This is a genomic window from Aeromonas sp. 3P (assembly GCF_051919745.1).
GTDB lineage: Bacteria > Pseudomonadota > Gammaproteobacteria > Enterobacterales > Aeromonadaceae > Aeromonas > Aeromonas veronii.
In genome coordinates this window covers 1,107,270-1,123,852 of sequence record NZ_JBQBED010000001.1, presented here as the reverse complement: position 1 = coordinate 1,123,852, position 16,583 = coordinate 1,107,270, and the positions used below count along the sequence as shown (strand labels likewise).

The following is a 16,583-nucleotide window of genomic DNA, read 5'->3' as shown; positions in this document are numbered from 1 at the left end:
TCAGGGGGGGCCGGGTGTCAGTGAGTGCTGAAACCCAGCACCAGCGCGGTGCCCAGGGTGGCAATCAGTGCCCCCGCCCAGGCGGCAATGGATGGCCGCTCCCCCGAGTGCCACCACAACAGCGGCAGCAGCAGTACCGGTGTGGTAGAGGAGAGAATGGCCACCATGCCCACCTCGCCCTGCCGCAGCGCCATCAGGATCAGCGTCATCCCCAGCCCCATCGCCAGAAAACCGTTGGTGGCAATCATGGCGAGGATCTGGCGATTGACCGGTTTGAGCGGCATGGCCAGCGGCAAGCGCCCCAGCCGCAGGACGCAGTGGGCCAGCAGGGCACTGCCCATTCGGATACCCGATGCACTCACCGCATCCACCTCACCACTCATCATCACCGGCTTGGCGATGATGGCCCCCACGCTCTGACACAGTGCCGCCGTCAGGCCAAGGCCAATCCCCAGCGCCAGATTGCCACGGATCTGCTCCCACTCGTTGCTGCTACTGCGTCTGCCAAACAGGATCGCCAGCATCACGCCAGCAAAGACCAGCATGGCCCCCAGCAGTCGCCAGCCTGTCAGCTGTTCATTAAAGAGCCACAGCCCAAGCAGGGCGGAAAACAGCGCATGGCAGGAGAAGAGCAGGGCACTGCGTCTTGGCCCCAGCCGGTTCATGCAGGCAAACAGCGCCGTATCGCCCACGAAGATGCCGACCAGCCCCGAGATGGCGAGCAGGGGCAGGGCGCTTGCGGTGAGGGTTTGCCAGCCACCGGTGAGCAGACTCATGGTGCCGAGCATCAGGCTGACCAGAAACATGCGCCAGCGGCTGTAGGCAAATGCGCCGAGATGACGGGCCGGTTTGACCGAAATTAGCGCTGCAATTGCCCATAAACTGGCCGACGCGAGGGCCAGCCACTCATAACCCATAAAAACTCCTGAAAAAATTAACCCGAAAGACTCCATCTCCCGGGCAAGCCCGATACAATACGGGGCGTTTTCGGGGATAACAAGAGCGGTATCAGGCATTCATCAGGCGCGCCGTCGGCCTTCCCCTCCTGCAGTGGTTTTATTCGAGGTTTTGTCATGAGGTATGGTTTCTTCCCCAAGCTGGCGCAACGCTGGCTCTCCCCGCTATTGCTTGCCGTGCTGGCAGGGCCCCTGGCCCATGCCACCACCGTTGAGCAGCAGCCTTTGCTTGCCGATCGGCAAACCCTGGTCAAGGGCAACGGTGCCGAGCCGGAGTCGCTGGATCCTGCGCTGGTGCGCTCCGGTTTTCCGGGTGAGGCGGTACTGGTCGATCTGTTTGAAGGGCTGGTCAGCGAAGATGAGCAGGGGCATATCGTCCCCGCTCAGGCCCAGCGCTGGGAGGTGAGTGAAGATGGGCTGGAGTGGCGATTCTTCCTGCGCCCCCAACTGAAGTGGTCCAATGGCGAGCCGCTGGTGGCCGCTGATTTTGTCTATGCCTGGCGCCGTCTGCTCGATCCGGCCATCAACTCTCCCTCTGCCGGATTGCTGCTGGCCACGGGGATCAACAATGCGCAATCCATCTATGCCGGCGCGCTGGAGCTCGGCAATCTGGGCATTGAAGCGCAAAGCGATCAGATCCTGAAAATCACCCTGGAGCGGCCGGCTCCCTATTTCCTGCAGCTCATCAGTCAGCGCCCCTTTGTGCCGGTCAATCAGAAGGCGATTGCCAAATTCGGCAAACAGTGGACCGAGCCCGGCAAGCTGGTGAGCAATGGTGCTTACCGGCTGGCAAGCTGGACGCCAAACGAGCGGATCGAAGCCGAGCGCAATATTCACTACTGGGATGACCTTCACACCCGTATCGGACGGGTCACCTACCTGCCGATCACCTCGCAACATGCCGAACGGCTGCGCTATGAGGCTGGTGAAATCCAGCTTACCAACAAGGTCTCCCTCGGCTATTACCAGAAGATGAAGCGCGAGTCTCCGGAGCGGCTCTGGGGCGTGCCGCTGTTTGGCACCTATCTCTATGCGTTCAATCTGAAGCGCCCCGAACTGCAGGATGTGCGGGTGCGTCAGGCGCTCTCCATGGCGGTTGATCGACAGCAGCTCATTGGATCGGTGAGCGGGCAGGATGAGCAGGCAGCATGGTCGCTGTTGCCGGAGATGCCGGGTTACCCCCGGGTGATATTGCCTGTGGCGCTTGAAGATATGCCAACCCGCCAGGCCAAAGCGGCAGCGCTGCTGTCAGCGGCCGGGTATAACAGTGCGAATCCACTCAAGCTGAGCATTACCTACAACAGCGCAGAAACCCACAAGCAGATGGCGATGGCCATTGCCGCCATGTGGCAGAAGCTGGGGGTGCAGGTCACCCTCAACAGTCTGGAGTGGGGTGCCTATCAGGTGGCCAAGGATAGCGGTGATTTCCAGGTGGCCAGAAGCTTCCTGTTTGGCGATTATGTGGAGCCATCAGCCATGCTGGGCAGCTTCCGTTGTCAGGATCTGCGCAACGAGAGCGGCTACTGCAATCCCGACTTTGATCTGCTGCTGGAGCAGGCGGCCAATATGCTGGACAGCGCGAGCCGGGTTGAACTCTACCGGCATGCCGAACAGTTGCTGCTTGAGGAGGCGCCGATCCTCCCCGTGTATCATTACAATCAGATGAGACTGGTCGATCCCGCGCTGCGAGGGCTGCCCAGCCAGAATTTGAAAGGGACGATTGCCACCAAGGATCTCTATTTCAGCCCGCAGTGAGGAGCATTTCATGAAACTTGCCATCATTTCCGACATCCACGGCAGCATCATTGCGCTGGAGCGGGTGCTGACCCAACTTGAGCCCTGGCAGCCGGATCACTATCTGCTGCTCGGCGATCTGCTCAACCATGGCCCGCGCAATCCTCTGCCGGAAGGGTATAACCCGGCCGCTGTGGCCGATCGGCTCAACGAGTTGGCTCCGCAAATCATCGCGGTGCGGGGCAATTGTGATTCCGAAGTGGATCAGATGCTGTTGCGCTTTCCCATCACCGCCCCCTACAACCAGTTGCTGATCGACGAGCGGCGCTGGTTTGTTAGCCACGGCCATCTTTATCGATCAGACGAGGTTCAGCTCCCGCCAGGCAGTCTGTTCCTGAGCGGTCACACCCATGTACCGGTGCTGGAGTGGCAGGGAGAACGGATCTTGATGAACCCGGGGTCAATCTGTTTCCCGCGCGGTGAGCTGCCGGCCAGTTACGGGTGCTATGAGGACGGGGTACTGCGCGTCAATGCGTGTGAGGACGGGCGAGAGTTGTTGCGACTGGTGCTTTAAAACGGAGAGCAAAAATGCAAGGCCTGATAAGAGATGTCAGGCCTTTATACCGTAGGAGCGGGTGCCAGAGCGAGTGTTGCCCTTGGCGTCATAGGTCAGGCTGTTGCGATCGCGCAGCTGACTCAGAAAGGTTGCCAGACGACGGTTTGATACGATGCTCAATTCAAGCAAGCGACCGTTGATATCATTTTGTGCCTGGCAGGCATCCAGTTTTGCACGAAGTTGCGCCATCTCGTCGGGATAGGCTGCCAGCTGCAGTGCCAGTTCCGGCATCTCTGCCAGTGTCTTGTCCAGAGTTTCTATCGCAGCAAGCAACTGCTGTTTGCGCTCGGTCAGTGCGGGCAGGGCCAGTGCCTGATGCTGTTCGAGCAAGCTGAACTCCTCTTCCAGAATGCCTTGCATCTGGCTGAGGTAATCATCTTGGGTGTGCAGTAACGAAGGTAAATCCATCATCCCAGAACTTTGTCCAGATTGGCCTCGAAACTGAACATCTTCTTGGCCACAGCGTCGCTGTTAACCTGATATTCGCCACTCGCGACGGCTTTTTTCAGCCGTTCGACCTTGCTCTCATTGCCGGTCGAGGCGGTATTGAGGTTTTGTTGCATCTTTTGCAATTGTTGCGCCTCACTGGTCAAGGAGACGGAGTCCAGCTTGACAGTAGCCGCTTTGTTTTCGGGCGATGAGGTGACTGACTTGCTGCCTGTCCCCTGGCTATTAGCGGTATTTTGCAACCGATTATTCGCCAAGTTGTTGATATTGTTGATGGCCATTTTAGTTACCTTCGTCTGCTTTAAGGTTTGCTTACCTGTTTATCGGTGCGGCAGATCAAAACTTTAGAAAAAAAGTTGTCAAGGATCCGGATTTAAAAAGTGACCGATACGGCACCTACTGCACTGACTTTACCCTCAACGGTTTTGCCGGAGCGAATATTGACGAGTTTGATGATCTCTCCGAAGCTGCCATCTTGCAAGGCTCGGGCCATGGTTTTGATCTGGAAGTTGCTGTTTTCTGCCGTCAGGGTGACCTGATCCCCTTTGCACACTACACAAACCTGGCTCAAACGGATGGGTTGCCCAGGTTTTATCTCCCGCTTGCTGCGTACTCCGATAAGAGGGGCTGTGTCAGTCAGGTAGTCGCCGCGGATCAGGGTCTGATCCTGATAGGCCAACACCAACTGGCTTTCACTCAGCAGGTCCCCCTTGGCGATGGGGTTGGTCACAGTGACATAGGGCTTTTGAATGCTGACCCGCACCGGGAGATAGACGTCCCAGGGTCTCTCTTCCTCACATTTAAGGTAAACTGTTGTATTACGGCGAATTTCCATTTTTGCTGGTAAGCTGATAGTGAGTAGATCTTCGCAGCGGGTCAGTGGGAGCCGTTCATCCAGCGTGGCAGAGGTGACCTCGGCTCTGGCATCCAACGGAATATCCAGCTGGCTATAAACGAACTCTTGTGCCTTTTCTTGTAGATAAGTAGTGACGTCCGAGGCGTAGCTGGAAGATATGCTGCCAAAAAAGAGGCTGATGAGTAAAAGTCGGTTAATCATTTTCGCTCGTTGGTCGATAAGTTGTTCACGCATATCACCATATTTAACTATGATTGCTTCAGAATCTGTTCGTTGTCACATCGATAGTCTGACGCAATCCATCACGCATGCATGATTAATGCCAAGCGTTTTTAGGGAGTGTTTATGGCCAGTATCCTGGACTCGGTCAACCAACGTACCCAGCTAGTGGGGCAAAACCGGCTGGAGTTGTTGTTGTTTCGTCTCAATGGACGTCAAAGATTTGGCATCAACGTATTCAAAGTGCGTGAAGTGTTGCAGTGCCCCCCCTTGACCGTGATGCCAAAATTGAACTCCTGCATTCGCGGAGTGGCTCATATTCGTGGCCAGACGATCTCGGTTATCGACCTCAGCATGGCGGTTGGCAAACGCCCGATTGATGATCTGAGCAAATGCTTCATTATCATCTCCGAGTACAACCGCTCTATTCAGGGTTTTCTGGTGCATTCGGTCGAGCGCATCATCAACATGAACTGGGAATCCATCCTGCCTCCGCCCAAAGGTGCGGGTCGCATCAACTACATGACAGCCGTGACTGAAGTCGATGGCGAGTTGGTCGAAATCCTCGATGTTGAGCGGATATTGAACGAAATTTCGCCGGTTGCAACGGATGTTAGTGAGGAGTTGGTTCAGGCCAGCGTCGACCACCCGACTCTGGGGCGTCCTGTTCTTGTTGCGGATGACTCCTCAGTGGCACGTAAACAGGTACAACGTGCGCTTGAGGCTATCGGTGTCGAGTGCGTGTTGGCCAAAGATGGCCGCGAAGCATTGAACATGCTGCTGGAAATGACCAAAAATGGTCCTATCAAGGATCAGGTTGCGCTGGTTATTTCGGATATCGAAATGCCGGAAATGGATGGCTATACCTTCACTGCCGAGATCCGGAATAATCCCAATCTCAAGGATTTGCATGTTATTCTGCATACCTCGCTCAGTGGAGTATTCAACCAGGCAATGGTGCAGAAAGTTGGTGCGAACAATTTTATCGCCAAGTTCCAGCCTGATGAATTGGCCAAGGCCGTACAAAACGCACTCTAATAAAGAAGAACAGCTGCATGAAGACACTTTCGGACGACTTATACAAACAGTTCAGCAACTTTCTGGCGGTACAGAGCGGAATTGTGCTGGGGGATAACAAACAGTATCTGGTGAAGAGCCGTCTTTCACCTTTGATGGCTCAGTTTGGCATCGAGAGTCTGTCTGATCTGGTTACCCGTGCAATGAGTGTGCGAGAGCGTGATCTGAAAATGGCCGTGGTGGATGCTATGACGACCAACGAGACCCTCTGGTTTCGTGATACTTATCCGTTTCAGCTTCTTACCGACAAGATTTTCCCCGAGTTGGGGAAAAGTGGCCGCCCCATCAAGATCTGGTCGGCTGCATCCTCGTCAGGTCAGGAACCCTATTCCATTGCCATGACGGCACTGGAGCAGCAGATGAAAAAGCCAGGGACCTTGCCTGGTGGCGTACAGATTGTCGGGACGGATATTTCGACGACCATGCTCAATCAGTGTAAGGAAGGCGTTTACGATAGCCTTGCTCTGGCGCGCGGTTTGTCACCGGAGCGCAAGAAGATGTTTTTTGAGCCCTATGGTGACAACAAGATGCGGGTTGCCGAGCGAGTCAGAAAATTGACCACCTTCCGGCCACTCAACTTGCTGGAGAGTTATAGTCTGCTCGGCAAGTTTGACATTATCTTTTGCCGTAACGTGCTCATCTATTTTGCGCCGGAAGTGAAGTCGAAGATCCTCAACCAGTTTGCTGCCAGTCTCAACCCCGGTGGATATCTGATGTTGGGAGCGTCGGAGTCACTGGCCGGGTTGACTGACCGGTTCGAGATGATCCGCTGCAATCCGGGGATTGTCTACAAGGTCAAATAGGCCTGACCGCCTTGATATTCGGGGTCTGCCGGATATTGCCAGTTCATACAAAGAGGGAAGCTACGAGCTTCCCTCTTTCTTTATCTACAGATCAGTCTTTCTATTTACCTACCATATCTCGCCACTGCAAAAGTGGTTGAAGCCTTAAGGTGGCCAAATGATGCCGTCTGACTCAATGCGCGAGATGCTCCTGCCGTTTTCGGTCTGAAATGTGCTCATACCCAAACCATCGATCTGAGTGGTTTGCTTATGGCACACCTCTTGCAAACAAAATCAACCAAGCAGGAGGTATGCTATGGCTCTTTCATTTGACAAGGCATTCGGTGTGCATCAACACACCATAAGCGTTCGCGCCAAGCGTGCTGAGGTGCTTTCCAGCAATATTGCCAACGCAGATACCCCAGGCTTCAAAGCCAGGGATATCAATTTTGCTCAGGCATTGCAGGAGGCCCAGTCGCATCAGGGGTTTGGTTTGGCAACGACCAGCGAAAAGCACTTTGCCTTGAATATGGACGCCCCGGGTACCGTGCAATATCGCAACCCGCTGCAACCGGATACCGGTGACGGCAATACAGTCGATGTGCAGCAGGAGCGCAGCGAATTTCTGCGCAATAGCCTCGAGTATCAAACCTCCCTTGAATTTATGAATAGCAAGATCAGTGGTCTGCTAAAGGCCCTGAAAGGAGAGCAGTGATGAGTTTGTTCAAGGTCTTTGACATAGCAGGCTCGGCTATGAGCGCACAGTCAGTGCGCCTCAACACGGTTGCCAGCAACATGGCCAACGCGGACAGCGTCAGCTCCAGTGTGGAAAATACTTACCACGCCAGGCGGCCAGTCTTTGCCGCCCAGCTCGATCAGGCGATGTCTGACAAGCAGGGCTCGGTCGGGGTTGAGGTGAAGGGGATTGTCGAGAGCAAGGCGCCACTGCTCAAGGAGTACAACCCCAACCACCCGATGGCGGATAAAGACGGTTTTATCTTCAAACCAAACGTCAACATGGTTGAAGAGATGGCCGACATGATCAACGCCTCGCGCAGCTACCAGACCAACGTACAGGTTGCAGATTCGGCCAAGAAGATGCTGCAGCAGACGCTCCAGCTTGGCAAATCCTGATAGGAGGGATGCAGCATGGTCGATACAACCAATAATGTGAACGGCATCAGCCGTACCACGACCCAGACGACAGGCACAACCACGACGCCCAAGAAAGAGCTGGATCAAGCTTCATTTATGAAGCTGCTAACAATGCAATTATCGTATCAAGACCCCTTCAAGCCTGTCGACAATGCCCAGATGCTCTCCCAGATGGCCTCTATGTCTACGTCTGAGGGGATCAGTAGCCTGTCTACTCAAATGGGTAAGCTTAATGACCAGATGATCTCCAGCCAGGCTCTCCAGGCGTCTTCTTTGGTTGGACAAAATGTGCTGTTACAAGGCAATACAGGATTTCTAGACAAGGATGGTCCTTTATCTGCAGTTGTTGCTGTTGGCACAACGAATAAATATTCGAATGTCAAAATCACCGTTGAGGATGAAAAGGGGCAGGTTATCAAGGAGTTTCCCCTCGAAGGCGACCAAAAAGGTAATGTGGAAATTGCTTGGGATGGTAAAGACAAGGCCGGTAACCGAGTCGCTTCAGGCAAATATGTCATCAAAGCTAGTGGTGCGCTCGATGGGAAGTCGGAAAGTATTGCCACATTTGCTTATGCCAAAGTAGATAGCGTTGCTTTGGGCAATGCCACCAACCCGACTCGTCTCAACTTGAGAGGGCTGGGGAGCGAATATCTGAACAATATTCTGCAAATTTCAGGCACTAATTCAAATCCGACGGTTACACCGTCAAAAACCACGTCGACAGCATCGATCTAAGGAGCTGGATATGTCATTTAACAATGCCTTGAGCGGTGTCAACGCGGCACAAAAAGACTTGAACGTCACCGCCAACAACATTGCCAACGTTAATACCATGGGCTTTAAAGAGTCCCGAGCTGAGTTTGCGGATGTTTACGCCAACTCCATCTTTGTCAACGCCAAGACCCAGGTCGGTAATGGTGTGGCGACTGGCGCGGTTGCCCAGCAGTTCCACCAGGGGGCGTTGCAATTTACCAATAACGCGCTGGACTTGGCAATTCAGGGGAATGGCTTCTTTGTGACCTCTGATGGCTTGACCAACCTGGATCGCACCTATACCCGTGCCGGGGCCTTCAAGCTTAATGAAAACAGCTATATGGTCAATAATCAGGGGCATTACCTGCAAGGTTATGAAATTAACGCCGATGGCACCCCGAAGGCGGTCAGCATCAATGCTACCAAGCCGATCCAGATACCGGATCGGGCGGGCGAGCCAATCAAGACCAGCAAGATTGAGGCAAGCTTCAATTTGCCGTCCAAGGCGACCCCGTTATCGGCGGGCACAATGCCGGATCCTCTTGCTGTACCTCCAATAGTTGGTAGCCTGTCGAGCTTTGATCCAAAGGACTCGAAAACCTACTCGTCCTCCACCTCTGTTGTCGTGTATGACTCTTTAGGTGAGCCCCATACCATCACTAAATATTTCGTTAAAGAAGCCAGCGATGCCGACCCGACCAAACCGGCAGATCCTACAGCATGGCGTATGTATTTATATGAGGGTGAAAAGCCTATTGATATAGCCACAGGGGTGCAGACTCAAATGGCTGCTGGTGTGGCCCAAGCACCTTTGGCTGCGCGTTTTACCTTTGGTGCCGATGGTAAAATGATTACCCCAACCACCCCTGCAACAATCCAAACGGAGCAATTGGGTGCCGCCGGTGCGGGTATTATCACTAATGGTGCTGACCCCACTCAGACTTTTGAGATTTCACTGGGCACAATAACTCAATATGCCTCACCATTTGAAGTCAATAAGTTGTCGCAAGATGGCTCCACTGTCGGCCGGTTGACCAAGGTGGAGATCACTCCGGATGGCATCGTGTCCGCGACTTACAGTAACGCAACCACCATCAAGGTGGCCATGGTGGCAATGGCCAAGTTTGCCAACTCGCAAGGATTGACTCAGGTTGGCGATACCTCCTGGCGTCAGTCTCTGCTCTCTGGCGATGCCTTGCCGGGGACGCCAAACTCAGGGACATTTGGCACCATCAAATCATCCTCCCTGGAGCAGTCCAACGTGGATTTGACCTCCGAGCTGGTGGACCTGATCACTGCCCAGCGTAACTTCCAGGCCAACTCCCGTTCTCTGGAGGTCAACAGTTCGCTGCAGCAGACCATCCTGCAGATCCGTTAATCCCGCAATAAATGATAATGAGAGGGGGCTTGGCCCCCCTCTCTGTTTCTGTCGCATTCCCATCCTCCTATCCCCCATATCTCTGCTGTTGGCACTCTAATTGCATTTCTCCTGTCAGAGTCATCTGTTTGACGGAGAATTCCATGGATCACCTGCTTTATATCGCCATGTCCGGGGCCAAAGAGACCATGAACAGCCTGGCTGTTCGGGGCAACAACCTCGCCAATGCCAATACCACCGGCTTCAAGTCAGATTTTGAGCAGGCGAGAAGCATGCAGGCGTTCGGAGAGGGCTTGCCAAGCCGGGTGTTTGCCATGGCTGAGCGCCCGGGGCAGAACCTGCAGCATGGCATGCTGATGACCACCGGACGGGATTTGGACGTGGCGGTGGATGGTCCTGGCTGGATTGCCGTGCAGGATCCCAAGGGCGGTGAGGCCTATACCCGCATGGGGAATTTGCAGGTCAATGCGACCGGCAATTTGCAGACCTCGACCGGTCTGAATGTGGTGGATGACGGTGGTCAGCCCATCGTGTTGCCGATGCCGATGGAGAAACTCGAGATCAATCGGGATGGCACCATCAGCGGCCGTCCGGAAGGGGCTGCTGCCAATTTGCCGGAGGATTTCCAGCGGATCAAGCTGGTCAACCCTGCCGCCGATGCGGTGGAGAAGGGCCAAGATGGTCTGTTTCGCCGCAAGGATGGTCAGAATGAACCCGCCTCTGCCAATGTCGGTCTGATTGCCGGCTCCCTTGAGGGGAGCAACGTCAATGTGGTGGATGAGATGACCAACCTGATCCGGCTGCAACGCCAGTTCGAAACTCAGGTCAAAATTATGAAGACGGCCGAAGAGAATGATGAAGCTCAAACCCAACTGCTGCGAATCAGCTAATCAAGGAGTTACCTATGAATCCCGCACTCTGGATCAGCAAGACCGGGTTGGATGCACAGCAGACCAATATTTCGGTCACCTCGAACAACCTGGCGAACGCCAGCACCGTGGGCTTCAAAAAGTCACGGGCCATCTTTGAAGATCTGCTGTACCAAAACATCAATCAGCCCGGTGGCCGCTCCTCTGCCGATACCGAGCTCCCCTCCGGCTTGATGCTGGGGGCGGGTGCCAAGGTGGTGGCGACCCAGAAAAACCACAGCCAGGGTAACGTACAAACCACTGACAACTCGCTCGATTTGATGATCAGTGGTCGTGGCTACTTTGAAATTCAGCTGCCGGATGGCAGTGCGGCCTATACCCGCAACGGTCAGTTCACCCTCAACGATGAAGGGACCATAGTGACCCCGGGTAATGGCTACCCGCTGCAACCGGAAATCCAGATCCCGGAAAATGCCCAGAGCGTGACGGTGGGTGAAGATGGCCAGGTCTCGGTGCAGCTCAAGGGCGATGGCGCTTCTCAGGTGGTCGGTCAGATCAACATCTCCGACTTCGTCAACGCCAGCGGCTTGCAGCCGATGGGGGAGAACATGTTTGTCGAGACCCAATCCAGTGGTGCTGCCGCTCAGGGGACTGCCGGTGCCGATGGCTTGGGGGTGATCAAGCAGGGGATGCTGGAGACTTCCAACGTCAACGTGACCGAAGAGCTGGTGAACCTCATTCAGGCTCAGCGGGTCTACGAGATGAACTCCAAGGTGCTCTCCGCCGTGGACGGCATGATGTCCTTCCTGATCCAGCGTACCTAATTAGGAGGCGCATGATGAAAGCTGTATGGATGCTGGGATTGTTGGTGCTGGGAGGGTGTAGCAGCACTCCCAATACGCCCAAGCCTGATGATCCCGAGTTTTCCCCCGTCTACGGGGAGTCGGAGCCGGTGTCGGTGCGACCGACAGGGGCGATTTTCCAGCCGGATCAGGTCAATGGCATCTATTCGGATATCAAGGCACACAAGGTAGGCGACATCATTACCATCGAGTTGTCGGAGTCGACCTCCGCCTCGAAAAAGGCCAATACCCAGAGTGGCAAGAATAACAAGTTCAATCTGGACCCGGTCAAGTTGGGTGGCGTGCCCGTGACCGCCAGCCCCTATGATCTCTCAGCCTCCATTGCTCAAGACAGCGCGTTCAAGGGCCAGGCCAAGGCGGATCAGAGCAACAGCCTGCAGGGCAATATTTCGGTCAGCGTGGCCAAGGTGCTGCCCAACGGCAATCTGGTGGTGCGTGGTGAGAAGTGGATCATGCTCAACAATGGCAATGAATATATCCGGATCACCGGCCTTATTCGCCCGGAGGATGTGACATCTGATAACAGCGTTTCGTCCCAGAAAGTGGCTAATGCCCGCATTTACTACGGTGGTACCGGCGATCTGGCCAATAGCCAGGAGCAAGGGTGGCTTACCAGCTTTTTCAATGGTCCCTGGTGGCCGCTCTAGGAGATGTTATGAAGTCACTCCGTCTTGTCACTCTGCTCTGCTGTCTGCTGCCCTTGGGCGTGGCCAATGCGGCCCGGATCAAGGACATCAGCTCGGTTGAAGGGGTGCGTAACAACCAGCTGATTGGTTACGGTCTGGTGGTGGGGTTGCCCGGCACTGGCGAGAAGAACAACGCCTTCACCGAGCAGACCTTCCGTACGATGCTCAACAACTTTGGCATCAAGGTGCCGGATAACATCAAGCCCAAGATCAAAGATGTGGCGCCGGTGGCGATCCATGCCGACCTGCCCCCCTTCTCCAAGCCGGGCCAGACCATCGATGTGACGGTCTCTGCCATCGGCGAGGCCAAGAGCCTGCGGGGCGGCACTCTGCTGCAAAGCTTCCTGAAAGGGCTCGATGGCCGGGTTTATGCGGTCGCGCAGGGCAGTCTGGTGGTCGGTGGTCTGGGGGCCGAGGGGGCTGATGGTTCCAAGGTAGTGATCAATACCCCGACCGTCGGGCGGATTGCCAACGGTGCGACCGTGGAGCGGGAGGTGCCCAACTCCTTCAGTCAGGGTGACACTATCACCTTCAACCTTAACCGCCCCGACTTTACTACGGCGCGCCGTCTGGCCGATGTGGTCAACGATCTGGTGGGGCCCAATACCGCTCAGGCGCTCGATGCCACCTCGGTCAAGGTCTATGCCCCGCGGGATCCGGGTCAACGCGTCTCCTATCTCGCCACCATCGAGAATCTGGAGGTGGATCCGGCCAACGAGGCGGCCAAGATCATCGTCAACTCCCGCACCGGCACCATAGTGATCGGCAGTCAGGTCAAGCTCAAACCGGCGGCCATCAGCCACGGCGGGTTGACGGTGACCATCGCCGAAAACCAGCAGGTCTCCCAGCCCAACCCGTTGGCGGGAGGAGAGACGACGGTGACCAACAACTCGACCATCAATGTCCAGCAGGAGCCGGGGCGGATGTTCAAGTTTGATACCGGTGCGACCCTGGACGATTTGGTCCGGGCGGTCAATCAGGTCGGGGTTGCCCCGGGTGATTTGATGGCCATCCTTGAGGCGCTGCAGCAGGCAGGCGCCATCGAGGGGCAACTGGTCATATTGTAACAAGCGGCAAGTGGTTGCCACGGGTGGCAATGAGGTAAGCAAAATGGCGGAGTTTGACAGCAACAGCGGCATGAATCTCGGGATGGTACAGGACATCAAGAACCTGGATCGTCTGCGCCAGATGAGCCAAAGCAAAGAGGGGCAGGCCGAAGCGCTCAAGAGTGCGTCACGCCAGTTCGAGTCAATCTTTACCCAGATGCTGTTTCAGAGCATGCGTCAGGCCAACGGAGTGTTGACTCAGGACAACCCGATGAACAGCAGCTATACCCAGTTCTATGAAGGGATGCTGGATGAGCAGCGAGTCGCCGACATGTCCAGCAAGGGGGGGCTGGGATTGGCTGACATGGTGGCCAAACAGCTCTCTCCCGAGACCTTTACCCATCAGGATGGACGGGTGCTCAAGATGCCGCAGCGCACCGAAAGGACCTACAAACCCTATCAGCCACCCACGGCCGCAGCAGATGATTTGATCTCGGCATCAAAAGTTGGCAAAGATTTTGCTGAAAAAGAGATGACTGAGGGGGTCAAGGAGAGCCATGCACTCACTATGCCCCGTCGACCGCACCGCAGCATTCCGCCCATGGGACGCATGGCCAGCGAAGAGGGCAGTGTCACCGGTAGTGGGGGCAAAGAGTTCGATACGCCGGAAGAGTTCGTCAATCGCCTGATGCCGCTTGCCAAGAAAGCGGCCGACAAGTTGGGGTTAAGCCCGGCGGTACTGGTCGCTCAGGCGGCACTGGAGAGCGGTTGGGGCAAGCGGGTGATCAAGGATGGCGAGGGGCAGGTGACCCATAACCTGTTTGGTATCAAGGCCGATCCGCGCTGGGAAGGGCCCAAGGCGGTGGTCAGCACGCTCGAGTATGAGCAAGGCGTCGCCTCCCGCCAGAAAGCGGCATTTCGCTCCTATGAGTCGTTTGAAGAGAGCTTCAATGACTACGTAGACTTCCTCACTTCCGGCTCTCGCTACAAGGGAGCCCTGGCGAAGGTGGATAGTCCTGATCGCTACTTTGAGGCGCTGCAACAGGCGGGTTATGCCACCGACCCGCACTACGCCAGAAAATTGAAACAGGTATTGCGCAGTGATGCCATTGCCCAATACCACGAGATGGAGCTGTAACGTATGGCAAGCGACCTGCTTGGGATTGGTTCATCGGGCGTGCTGGCACAGCAACGCCTGCTGCAGACCACCAGTAACAACATAGTGAACGTCAATAGCCAGGGCTATGTGCGTGAGCGTACGCTGGTGTATACCAATACCATCGGTCTTGGGACCGGTGACATCAAGACCCAGCGGGTGATCAATGACTATATGCAGGGGGAGGTGCGCCGTGATACCTCCGCCTATCATGCCTCCCTGACCCATTATGAACAGCTGGCTGGCGTTGACAGCTTGCTTGGGGATACCAGCAACAGCGTGGGGGCAGCCATCACCTCCTACTTCAAGTCATTTCACTCTGCCAATGAATCGCCTGCCGAGATCGGTGGGCGCAAGGTGGTGATGACGGAGTTGAGTGGCATGGTCAACCGTTTTCATACTCTCTCGGCACAGCTCGACAAGCAGAGCGATACCCTCAATACCCGCATTGAAGATGAAACCAAGCAGGTCAACAGCCTGCTCACCAGCATCAATGATCTTAATCAGGCCATCATCCGCACCCAGGGGTCACCCGAAGAGAACCTGATGCTGTTTGATCAGCGGGATGAGGCGATCCGCCAGCTGTCGGAGAAGATGGATATTCGTACCGTAGCCCAACCCAACGGCAGCATGCTGGTCAATATGAGCACCGGCCATTCGCTGATCCTCGATGGGGGCGTCGCCCAGTTCAAGGTGATTGCAGGAGATCCTGACTCCCGAGATCAGGAGCTGCAACTGACTCTGGGGGATAATCAGGCAACCATCGACCACGATACGTTTGGTGGCGCCATGGGGGGGCTGTTCAAGGCGCGTACCGACCTTGAGCCTACCAAGCGCGAACTGGGGCAGCTGGCCGTGGCGATGGCCGATGCGATGAACCAGCAGAACCGCCTCGGGATGGATCTGGATAACGAGATTGGCGGCGATATTTTCACCCTGCCTACCAGCAAGGGCTTACCCTATGGCAATAACACCGGGACGGTCGGGGCGAATGTCAGCTTCGTGCCGGGCAAGGGGACATCAGTGACTCCGTTTGATTACGAAGTGCGCTTTAGCAGTGCTACCGGTTATGAGGTGTTCTCGCTCGACAAGTCTGGCAATCGTACCTTGATCACAGCGGGGGCTACCCCACCAACAACCTTTGAACTGACTGGGCACGGGATCTCGATCGATCTCACCGGCACGCCGGCTGCGGGTGACAAACTGTTGCTGCAACCCACCAAAAGTGCGGCCGCCGGTCTGGGTCAGCTGATCACCCGACCGGAAGATTTGGCCCTGGCCTCTCCGCTTAAAGCGGAAAAGACCACCAATAATGGCGGCGGGGCGGATATCAAACTGGGTGGCGTATTCAATACAGGTGTGGGGTCAGGTTTTGGTACCAATAGTCTGAGCCCGACAGCGCCTCAGGTGGTCAAAATCGATGCCAGTGGTAACTATCAGGTGTTTCAAGCCGATGGCACTACCCTGATTGGCACTGCCCCTGCGAGCAGCAAAGGGCAAAACCTGATGTCTGCGATCGTCAACCCTTTCCCCGCCGGAGCCGCAGTCTATGCCAACCCGAAACAGGCGCCAGGCTACGAGTTCAGCATCACCGGAACGGTGGATGCCGGTGACAGCTTCAAGCTCAGTTACAACAGCAATGGCTTTGCCGATAACAGCAATGGCCTGGTTCTGGCCGAGCTGCAAAACAAGGATCTGGTGCGCAAGAGCACCAATGGTGGGACGACCAACGACAAGATGACCTTCAATCAGGCCTATTCCGGGTTGGTGATGGAAGTGGGCAACAATACCAGTCAGGCAAAAACGCTGCTCAAGGCCAATGAGTCCAAGCTTATCCAGAGCACCGGCATTTTTGAAAGCGTGTCTGGGGTCAATCTGGAGGAGGAGGCGGCCAATCTGATCCGCTTCCAGCAATCCTATGCGGCATCGGCGCAAATCGTCAGCACGGCCAAAACCATTTTCGATACACTGCTCTCTTCCGTGAGGTAAC

General features: G+C 55.5%; 18 protein-coding genes. 14 read left to right on the top strand and 4 right to left on the bottom strand.

Going from position 1 to position 16,583, the window contains the following annotated elements; genetic code table 11:
• Nucleotides 1-17: 17 nt before the first annotated feature.
• Nucleotides 18-917 carry a DMT family transporter gene (locus ACTG19_RS05015; RefSeq protein ID WP_108542279.1) on the bottom strand — a complete coding sequence of 300 codons (900 nt, stop codon included), beginning with the start codon at nucleotides 915-917 and terminating at the stop codon, nucleotides 18-20.
• A 156-nt stretch (nucleotides 918-1,073) separates the two neighbouring features.
• On the opposite strand from ACTG19_RS05015, the gene ACTG19_RS05010 reads away from it, so the two are divergent.
• Together ACTG19_RS05010 and yfcE are read left to right on the top strand one after the other, a co-directional pair.
• Nucleotides 1,074-2,711, top strand: a complete 1,638-nt coding sequence (locus ACTG19_RS05010) for a peptide ABC transporter substrate-binding protein (RefSeq protein WP_439988813.1) — start codon at nucleotides 1,074-1,076, stop codon at nucleotides 2,709-2,711.
• A gap of 10 nt (nucleotides 2,712-2,721) precedes the next feature.
• On the top strand, nucleotides 2,722-3,264 hold the full coding sequence (gene yfcE, locus ACTG19_RS05005; protein WP_227273395.1) for a phosphodiesterase: 543 nt from the start codon (nucleotides 2,722-2,724) through the stop codon (nucleotides 3,262-3,264).
• A 36-nt stretch (nucleotides 3,265-3,300) separates the two neighbouring features.
• Here the strand turns inward: yfcE and ACTG19_RS05000 are convergent, their stop codons facing one another.
• The 3 genes from ACTG19_RS05000 to flgA form a co-directional block, all read right to left on the bottom strand.
• A complete protein-coding gene (locus ACTG19_RS05000) occupies nucleotides 3,301-3,717 on the bottom strand; it encodes a flagella synthesis protein FlgN (RefSeq protein WP_040066163.1) in 417 nt (138 codons plus the stop codon).
• A complete protein-coding gene (gene flgM, locus ACTG19_RS04995) occupies nucleotides 3,714-4,034 on the bottom strand; it encodes a flagellar biosynthesis anti-sigma factor FlgM (protein WP_005334177.1) in 321 nt (106 codons plus the stop codon). The genes ACTG19_RS05000 and flgM overlap by 4 nt, the downstream gene beginning before the upstream one ends.
• A gap of 92 nt (nucleotides 4,035-4,126) precedes the next feature.
• Nucleotides 4,127-4,810: a flagellar basal body P-ring formation chaperone FlgA gene (gene flgA / locus ACTG19_RS04990; RefSeq protein ID WP_113738730.1), complete on the bottom strand. Its 684-nt coding sequence runs from the start codon at nucleotides 4,808-4,810 to the stop codon at nucleotides 4,127-4,129.
• Between the two features lie 144 nt (nucleotides 4,811-4,954).
• Here flgA and ACTG19_RS04985 point away from each other — a divergent pair, with 144 nt between their 5' ends.
• From ACTG19_RS04985 to flgK, 12 genes are all read left to right on the top strand, one after another.
• Nucleotides 4,955-5,866 (top strand): chemotaxis protein CheV, encoded by a 912-nt coding sequence (locus tag ACTG19_RS04985; RefSeq protein ID WP_005334174.1) that lies wholly within the window; start codon nucleotides 4,955-4,957, stop codon nucleotides 5,864-5,866.
• Between the two features lie 17 nt (nucleotides 5,867-5,883).
• Nucleotides 5,884-6,708 carry a CheR family methyltransferase gene (locus ACTG19_RS04980; protein WP_005350656.1) on the top strand — a complete coding sequence of 275 codons (825 nt, stop codon included), beginning with the start codon at nucleotides 5,884-5,886 and terminating at the stop codon, nucleotides 6,706-6,708.
• A gap of 295 nt (nucleotides 6,709-7,003) precedes the next feature.
• Nucleotides 7,004-7,402, top strand: coding sequence for a flagellar basal body rod protein FlgB (flgB, locus tag ACTG19_RS04975; protein WP_005334169.1), 399 nt, complete (start codon nucleotides 7,004-7,006; stop codon nucleotides 7,400-7,402).
• Nucleotides 7,402-7,821, top strand: a complete 420-nt coding sequence (gene flgC / locus ACTG19_RS04970; protein WP_005350658.1) for a flagellar basal body rod protein FlgC — start codon at nucleotides 7,402-7,404, stop codon at nucleotides 7,819-7,821. Before flgB ends, flgC begins: the two co-directional genes overlap by 1 nt.
• 15 nt (nucleotides 7,822-7,836) lie before the next feature.
• Nucleotides 7,837-8,577, top strand: coding sequence for a flagellar hook assembly protein FlgD (locus ACTG19_RS04965; RefSeq protein ID WP_100646289.1), 741 nt, complete (start codon nucleotides 7,837-7,839; stop codon nucleotides 8,575-8,577).
• A 10-nt stretch (nucleotides 8,578-8,587) separates the two neighbouring features.
• Nucleotides 8,588-9,973 (top strand): flagellar hook protein FlgE, encoded by a 1,386-nt coding sequence (gene flgE, locus ACTG19_RS04960; RefSeq protein WP_113738729.1) that lies wholly within the window; start codon nucleotides 8,588-8,590, stop codon nucleotides 9,971-9,973.
• A gap of 143 nt (nucleotides 9,974-10,116) precedes the next feature.
• Entirely contained in the window at nucleotides 10,117-10,863 is a 747-nt protein-coding gene (gene flgF, locus ACTG19_RS04955; RefSeq protein WP_005334159.1) for a flagellar basal-body rod protein FlgF, read from the top strand.
• A gap of 14 nt (nucleotides 10,864-10,877) precedes the next feature.
• On the top strand, nucleotides 10,878-11,666 hold the full coding sequence (flgG, locus tag ACTG19_RS04950; RefSeq protein WP_005334158.1) for a flagellar basal-body rod protein FlgG: 789 nt from the start codon (nucleotides 10,878-10,880) through the stop codon (nucleotides 11,664-11,666).
• 14 nt (nucleotides 11,667-11,680) lie between these two features.
• Nucleotides 11,681-12,352, top strand: a complete 672-nt coding sequence (flgH, locus tag ACTG19_RS04945) for a flagellar basal body L-ring protein FlgH (protein ID WP_005350662.1) — start codon at nucleotides 11,681-11,683, stop codon at nucleotides 12,350-12,352.
• Nucleotides 12,353-12,360: 8 nt separating this feature from the next.
• The gene (locus tag ACTG19_RS04940; protein WP_005350664.1) at nucleotides 12,361-13,458 is read left to right on the top strand and encodes a flagellar basal body P-ring protein FlgI; all 1,098 of its coding nucleotides are present in this window, start codon (nucleotides 12,361-12,363) and stop codon (nucleotides 13,456-13,458) included.
• Nucleotides 13,459-13,501: 43 nt separating this feature from the next.
• On the top strand, nucleotides 13,502-14,575 hold the full coding sequence (gene flgJ, locus ACTG19_RS04935; RefSeq protein ID WP_113738728.1) for a flagellar assembly peptidoglycan hydrolase FlgJ: 1,074 nt from the start codon (nucleotides 13,502-13,504) through the stop codon (nucleotides 14,573-14,575).
• 3 nt (nucleotides 14,576-14,578) lie between these two features.
• Entirely contained in the window at nucleotides 14,579-16,582 is a 2,004-nt protein-coding gene (gene flgK, locus ACTG19_RS04930) for a flagellar hook-associated protein FlgK (protein ID WP_201990388.1), read from the top strand.
• The last annotated feature ends 1 nt before the right edge of the window (nucleotide 16,583 follow it).

Excerpts from the sequence above, each read along its gene's own strand:
- ACTG19_RS05015 (WP_108542279.1), bottom strand. The coding sequence starts at position 917 with ATGGGTTATGAGTGGCTGGCCCTCGCGTCGGCCAGTTTATGGGCAATT.
- ACTG19_RS05010 (WP_439988813.1), top strand. The coding sequence starts at position 1,074 with ATGAGGTATGGTTTCTTCCCCAAGCTGGCGCAACGCTGGCTCTCCCCG.
- yfcE (WP_227273395.1), top strand. The coding sequence starts at position 2,722 with ATGAAACTTGCCATCATTTCCGACATCCACGGCAGCATCATTGCGCTG.
- ACTG19_RS05000 (WP_040066163.1), bottom strand. The coding sequence starts at position 3,717 with ATGATGGATTTACCTTCGTTACTGCACACCCAAGATGATTACCTCAGC.
- flgM (WP_005334177.1), bottom strand. The coding sequence starts at position 4,034 with ATGGCCATCAACAATATCAACAACTTGGCGAATAATCGGTTGCAAAAT.
- flgA (WP_113738730.1), bottom strand. The coding sequence starts at position 4,810 with ATGATTAACCGACTTTTACTCATCAGCCTCTTTTTTGGCAGCATATCT.
- ACTG19_RS04985 (WP_005334174.1), top strand. The coding sequence starts at position 4,955 with ATGGCCAGTATCCTGGACTCGGTCAACCAACGTACCCAGCTAGTGGGG.
- ACTG19_RS04980 (WP_005350656.1), top strand. The coding sequence starts at position 5,884 with ATGAAGACACTTTCGGACGACTTATACAAACAGTTCAGCAACTTTCTG.
- flgB (WP_005334169.1), top strand. The coding sequence starts at position 7,004 with ATGGCTCTTTCATTTGACAAGGCATTCGGTGTGCATCAACACACCATA.
- flgC (WP_005350658.1), top strand. The coding sequence starts at position 7,402 with ATGAGTTTGTTCAAGGTCTTTGACATAGCAGGCTCGGCTATGAGCGCA.
- ACTG19_RS04965 (WP_100646289.1), top strand. The coding sequence starts at position 7,837 with ATGGTCGATACAACCAATAATGTGAACGGCATCAGCCGTACCACGACC.
- flgE (WP_113738729.1), top strand. The coding sequence starts at position 8,588 with ATGTCATTTAACAATGCCTTGAGCGGTGTCAACGCGGCACAAAAAGAC.
- flgF (WP_005334159.1), top strand. The coding sequence starts at position 10,117 with ATGGATCACCTGCTTTATATCGCCATGTCCGGGGCCAAAGAGACCATG.
- flgG (WP_005334158.1), top strand. The coding sequence starts at position 10,878 with ATGAATCCCGCACTCTGGATCAGCAAGACCGGGTTGGATGCACAGCAG.
- flgH (WP_005350662.1), top strand. The coding sequence starts at position 11,681 with ATGAAAGCTGTATGGATGCTGGGATTGTTGGTGCTGGGAGGGTGTAGC.
- ACTG19_RS04940 (WP_005350664.1), top strand. The coding sequence starts at position 12,361 with ATGAAGTCACTCCGTCTTGTCACTCTGCTCTGCTGTCTGCTGCCCTTG.
- flgJ (WP_113738728.1), top strand. The coding sequence starts at position 13,502 with ATGGCGGAGTTTGACAGCAACAGCGGCATGAATCTCGGGATGGTACAG.
- flgK (WP_201990388.1), top strand. The coding sequence starts at position 14,579 with ATGGCAAGCGACCTGCTTGGGATTGGTTCATCGGGCGTGCTGGCACAG.